The sequence below is a fragment of the Streptomyces sp. MnatMP-M17 genome, from assembly GCF_900091995.1.
In the GTDB taxonomy this organism is placed as follows: Bacteria; Actinomycetota; Actinomycetes; order Streptomycetales; family Streptomycetaceae; genus Streptomyces.
In genome coordinates, this window is the sequence record NZ_FMDK01000673.1 from 1 (window position 1) to 4862 (window position 4862).

The window sequence follows — 4862 nt, forward strand, 5'->3', positions numbered from 1 at the left end:
CGGCTGTGCGCCCGCGCCCGGCTGTGCGCCCGCGGCCGGCTGCGCATCCGCGCCCGGTTGTGCGCCCCCGTGCTGTCCGTCCTCGTACGCGCCCCCCTGCGAGCCTGTCCGCGGGTCCGCCTGCGCCGTCGGCTCCTGCCAGGCCTCTCGCGGACCGGACGCGGGTGTGCCCTGGGGAGCCGCATCCGGCACGGGAGGTACGGACGGGCCGCCGGGGGCCGCAGTGCCCTCGTTCTCAGTGCTCACAGCTCTTTCTCCTCGGGTCCACATCAGTCTTCGGCAAAAGTTCCGCAGAGTTCCGCCGTGCGAGTCAGTTCCGTCATGCAAGTTTCCGTGATCGCGCAAGCACGCAAGTATCTGCGGTCAGCTTTTCCCACGGCACGTCAGACCACTGTAAGCAGGACCTGTGCGTCTGTCCGCCATCCTTTATTTCGGACAAAACGATCGCACCTTGATCCGGTCGGCCGGAGAACCCCATCCGTTCACCCGCCTACTCCGTCACGATGACACCATGACGCGGTGACCCAAGCACGACAGCACAGCATCCAGGTCGTCGCCCACCGTGGAGCCTCGGAGGACGCACCGGAGCACACCCTGGCCGCGTACACCAAGGCCATCGAGGACGGCGCCGACGCTCTGGAGTGCGATGTACGGCTCACCGCCGACGGACATCTCGTCTGTGTCCACGACCGTCGGGTGAACCGCACCTCCAACGGACGCGGTGCCGTTTCCGCCCTGGAGCTGGCCGATCTCGCGGCGCTCGACTTCGGCTCCTGGAAGGACAGCGAGGAGAGCCCGGACTGGCGGGACCGCGAGTTCACCTCCGTACTGACGCTGGAGCGGCTGCTCGAACTGATCGCGGACGCCGGCCGCCCCATCGAGCTGGCCATCGAGACCAAACATCCCACCCGCTGGGCCGGACAGGTGGAGGAGCGGCTGCTGCACCTGCTGGGACGCTTCGGTCTGGACGATCCGGCACCGGACGACTCGGCCGTACGGATCATGAGTTTCTCCGCGCGCTCGCTGCACCGGATCGCGGACGCCGCACCGACGCTGCCGACCGTCTATCTGATGCAGTTCCTCTCGCTGCGGCTGCGTGACGGGCGGCTGCCCGCCGGCGCGCGGATCGCCGGTCCCGGGATGCGGATCGTCCGTAACCATCCCGACTACATCGAGCGGCTGCACAAGGCGGGCCACCGTGTCCATGTCTGGACGGTGAATGAGCCGGAAGACGTCGATCTCTGTGTGCGCCTCGGTGTGGAAGCGATCATTACCAATCGCCCCAAACAGGTTCTGTCCCAGCTCGGCCGTCTTTCCTGACGCACCGTACACACGCCGTACGCACCGTCCCGACACGCCATACACACCACCGCACACATTGGCTGATAAATCCACCCGATACGACAGCGCCGAATGGTGACAGGGAGTGCGGCAGAAGTGCACGGGGAGTGCACCGGCGCGTTCGATGCGTATTCGAGGGTTACGAGTGCGTCAAAGGCCTTTGCCTGGCCGGTTTCCGGTCCAGGCCAATGGGGCATCCACACCGTGGCGTGAGGCGAAGGAGGTCTCGGGGGTGGCGTTTGTGGTGGCACAAGAAGTGCCCACGTCGTCGTGCATGGCCGTTCCCCATGGCCCTGCGGGCGTGGGCGAGGCGCGACACCGGATGCGGGAGCAGTTGAGCCGCAGCGGAGTGTCGGCAGCGGTGGTCGACGATGCCGTACTGATCCTTTCCGAACTGGTCAGCAACGCGTGCCGGCATGGCAGACCGCTGGGGCATGAGCGGATCGGCGACGGCGACATCCGTGCGGAGTGGCGCGTCGACAAGGCGGGACGGCTGGTCGTCGAGGTGACGGACGGCGGCGGCCCGACGCGGCCGATACCCGCGACGCCCTCGGTCACGGCCCGCGGTGGCCGCGGACTCAACATCATCTCGGCGCTCGCACAGGAATGGGGCGTACGGGACAGCGCGTCCGGTGAGGTCACCGTGTGGGTGATAGTCGCCGCCGTGTACAGGCGCGATGATTTCGCTACGCGCGTCACAGGCCCGGACACGGACGAGCTGGAGTTGGATGAGCTGGACGAGTTGGAGGGCCTGGACGGCTTGGACGGGCTCGCCTTCGCGGATCCCTTCGACGAGGCAAGCTGATCGACAGGCGGGCTGACAAGTGAGCCGCCTGAGCCGCCTGAGCCGCCGACTGTGATCCGGCCCGCGCGGCGGGCCGAGCCTTCGCGCGCCGCGTCGCGACCCGCGCACTGTCCGTCCGTACGGCTAGGCTCGCGCCGACATCGCACCGCCGCTACGGGAGAAGCCACACCATGGCCAAGAAGCGCCCCCAGACGAAGGCCACCACGGCGCAGCTCAAGGATGGACCGATTCCGGTGGTGGGAGCCCGCGAGCCCTGTCCGTGCGGTTCGGGCCGTCGCTACAAGGCCTGCCACGGCCGGGCCGCCGCGCACGCCGTGACCGAGCTGGTCCAACGTCCCTTCGAGGGCCTGGCCGGTGAGTGCGACTGGATCGCGCTGCGTGAGCTGGTGCCCGCCGCGACCGCCGGGCTGACCCTCAAGGACGGGCTGCCCGAAGGCGTGCCGTCCGTGACGCTCGCGACCGTACTGCCGATGGCCTGGCCGGCGCTGCGCCGCGACGACGGTTCCGTACTGCTCGCGCTCCAGAACGACACCTCGTCCGGCGATCTGAGCCGCGATCTCGCCGATACGCTCCGGCGTGCGCTGACGGCGGAGCCCGGCAATCCCGTGGCCGCGCAGCGGGTGCCGGCCGATGGTCCACGGCTTCAGGATCTGCTCGACCCCGAGGCCGATTTCACGCCTGTCGTGCACGCCGGGTTCGAGTTCTGGGTGCCGGACGCGGAGAACGCCTCGGCCGAGGTGAACGCCTCCCTAGAGCGTGCCAACGCCGCCGCGATCCCGACCGTACGGCTCTCCGGCACGGACGCCGCGTACTGGTGCGAGACGCCGGAGAAGAACCACCTCCGCTGGGTCATGCCGTACCCCGAGGAGCAGTTGCTGGACGCGCTCGCCCGGCTGCATGTCGCGGGCACGTCGAACCTCGGTGAGGGAACGAGGCTGGTCGGCTCCTTCCGGGCGCACGGGCTGACGGTGCCGGTGTGGGACCTGCCGAGCGCGATGGGCGCGGAGGAGTGCGAGAAGCCGGCGACGGAGTTCGCCGAACGGCTGGCGGCGGCGCTGGCCGTCGACACGCCGTTGACGGGCGACGAGCGCCGGGCGCGCGGCGGGCTCACCAACCGCCAGGTGACGCTGAGCTGACCAGGGATGTCATCGGCAAGCCCCTGAGTCGTCGGCGGATCGCCTGCGGATCGTCGGATCACTGCCGGATCACCGGCAGTGTCTTCGGTTGTGACGGGTTCCCGGCCGAGCGGTGACACCAGTCACACCACCCGTCACAACTTCCCGTACCGGCAGGTAATTCATTGTCCGAATACACCGGATCGAATTTGCTAACTGCCGATCTCTTGTTACCGTTCTAGAAGCCCGGTCGCTGGTGCATCCCCCGTCGCCAGCGATCGGGCGTCCGCGTTCCCGGGCCCGACCGGTCCGTCAAAGGCCCTCCGTGGCCTACGAGTTACTCCCTGACCTCAGCAGCAGAGGTCCGATGTCCTCGCCGTTGTCACCGCTGGACGGTGTCGGCGAGGCCGCGAACTCCACGATCGCCGTGTATTCCGCGCGAGTTCCTCGGGACGGTTCACGAGGCGTCTGACAGGTCGCGGGCTCATCCGTGACCGCCGCCACGCAGTGTGTCAGTACGGTGCGTCCGCGCGGGCCCATCAGGCTGAGTACGGCGCGCAGTTCACCGCCCGACGTGTTGCGGTAGGCGGTACGGGCCCAGGTGTCGCGGCCCTCGGTCAGTACACATGTCTGCGCCTCGATCCCTTCGGGAGAGACGACTTCAGGCCCACATCGCTCGGCCGTGCGCTCCACCGCGTCCCCGCCGGCGGTATCGCCCGCACCAGCGCCTGCCGTGTCGCCGGCCGTATCGCCCGCCACCGGCGTCCCGTCCGTCACAGGGTCCTCAGTGGCGGACCCGTCGGTTCCGGACACAGTCGGAAGGCCGGCTCCCACCTTGGCGTCCGCGCGCGGCTCCGCAGGGCGGACGGTGCGCGTGACGTCCGTGGTGGCAGCCAGTGGCAGAAGTACGGTGAACACGACAACGGCCGTGAGCCCGGTCATACGGAGATTCATGGTGGGCCCACCTGCCAGTGCCGGGGAATTGCTGACGGTGGGCCGAAGATATCGACGGAACGGGCCGCTCAGAGGCGCCGCGCGCGCAATTCCCGTACAACTCGGCCCGGCTCGCACCCGTACGAGTGACAGCCCCGGCTCCGTACAGCCCGACCGTGCAGCCCGACCGTACCGCCCGGCCCCGTACAGCCCGGCGCTGAAAGACCCGGCTCCGGAAGAACTCGGCGCGACGCGTCCCAGGGCATGTGCGGGACGCGTCGACCGCCGTCAGTACGCGAGTCTGCTGCCGCCGTCAGGCGCGCTCGTGCTCGCCTTCACGAGCGCGTCCACGACCGCCTCCACATCCGGCAGCCAGGGCGCCGCCGAGCCCGCCAGAGGCGCCCGCTCCCAGCGGACCTGTCCGCCCGCCGCCTCGGAAGGCGGCAGCACCAGATAGCCGCCCTCGCCGTGGAACCGCAGCGAACTGGGCACCCAGGCCTTGGCGTACAGCAGCTCACCGAGCTGTTCGAGGGTGTACGGAGCCACCAGCAGCGACCAGCGCGTCGGCGTCGCGACGACCGGTCCGAGCCGGATGCCCATCCGGTCCAGCTCCACCAGCGCGCGGGCGCCCGCGACGGCCGGCAGGCTCACCGCGCAGGGCGCGCCGC

5 protein-coding genes and 1 pseudogene are annotated in these 4862 nt (G+C 69.5%); 3 read left to right on the forward strand and 3 right to left on the reverse strand.

The genetic code is table 11. The features are described 5' to 3' along the window. A pseudogene (locus tag GA0115259_RS41255) lies at window positions 1-246 on the reverse strand (protease); the annotation flags it as partial. Window positions 247-519: 273 nt separating this feature from the next. Between GA0115259_RS41255 and GA0115259_RS27980 the strand changes: the two are divergent. The 3 genes from GA0115259_RS27980 (at window position 520) to GA0115259_RS27990 (ending at window position 3282) form a co-directional block, all read left to right on the forward strand. Further along, window positions 520-1320: a glycerophosphodiester phosphodiesterase gene (locus tag GA0115259_RS27980; RefSeq protein ID WP_093602195.1), complete on the forward strand. Its 801-nt coding sequence runs from the start codon at window positions 520-522 to the stop codon at window positions 1318-1320. Between the two features lie 145 nt (window positions 1321-1465). Further along, a complete protein-coding gene (locus tag GA0115259_RS27985) occupies window positions 1466-2146 on the forward strand; it encodes an ATP-binding protein (RefSeq protein WP_093602198.1) in 681 nt (226 codons plus the stop codon). A gap of 170 nt (window positions 2147-2316) precedes the next feature. Then, window positions 2317-3282: a DUF5926 family protein gene (locus GA0115259_RS27990; protein ID WP_093602200.1), complete on the forward strand. Its 966-nt coding sequence runs from the start codon at window positions 2317-2319 to the stop codon at window positions 3280-3282. A 309-nt stretch (window positions 3283-3591) separates the two neighbouring features. Here the strand turns inward: GA0115259_RS27990 and GA0115259_RS27995 are convergent, their stop codons facing one another. Together GA0115259_RS27995 and GA0115259_RS28000 are read right to left on the reverse strand one after the other, a co-directional pair. Then, a complete protein-coding gene (locus GA0115259_RS27995) occupies window positions 3592-4215 on the reverse strand; it encodes a hypothetical protein (protein ID WP_176732677.1) in 624 nt (207 codons plus the stop codon). Window positions 4216-4482: 267 nt separating this feature from the next. Then, on the reverse strand, window positions 4483-4862 hold a 380-nt coding region (locus GA0115259_RS28000), incomplete at its 5' end, for a bifunctional DNA primase/polymerase (RefSeq protein WP_176732678.1).

Bases quoted from the DNA above. Each gene is read 5' to 3' on its own strand.
- GA0115259_RS27985 (WP_093602198.1), top strand. From the start codon at position 1,466: ATGCGTATTCGAGGGTTACGAGTGCGTCAAAGGCCTTTGCCTGGCCGG.
- GA0115259_RS27990 (WP_093602200.1), top strand. From the start codon at position 2,317: ATGGCCAAGAAGCGCCCCCAGACGAAGGCCACCACGGCGCAGCTCAAG.
- GA0115259_RS27995 (WP_176732677.1), bottom strand. From the start codon at position 4,215: ATGAATCTCCGTATGACCGGGCTCACGGCCGTTGTCGTGTTCACCGTA.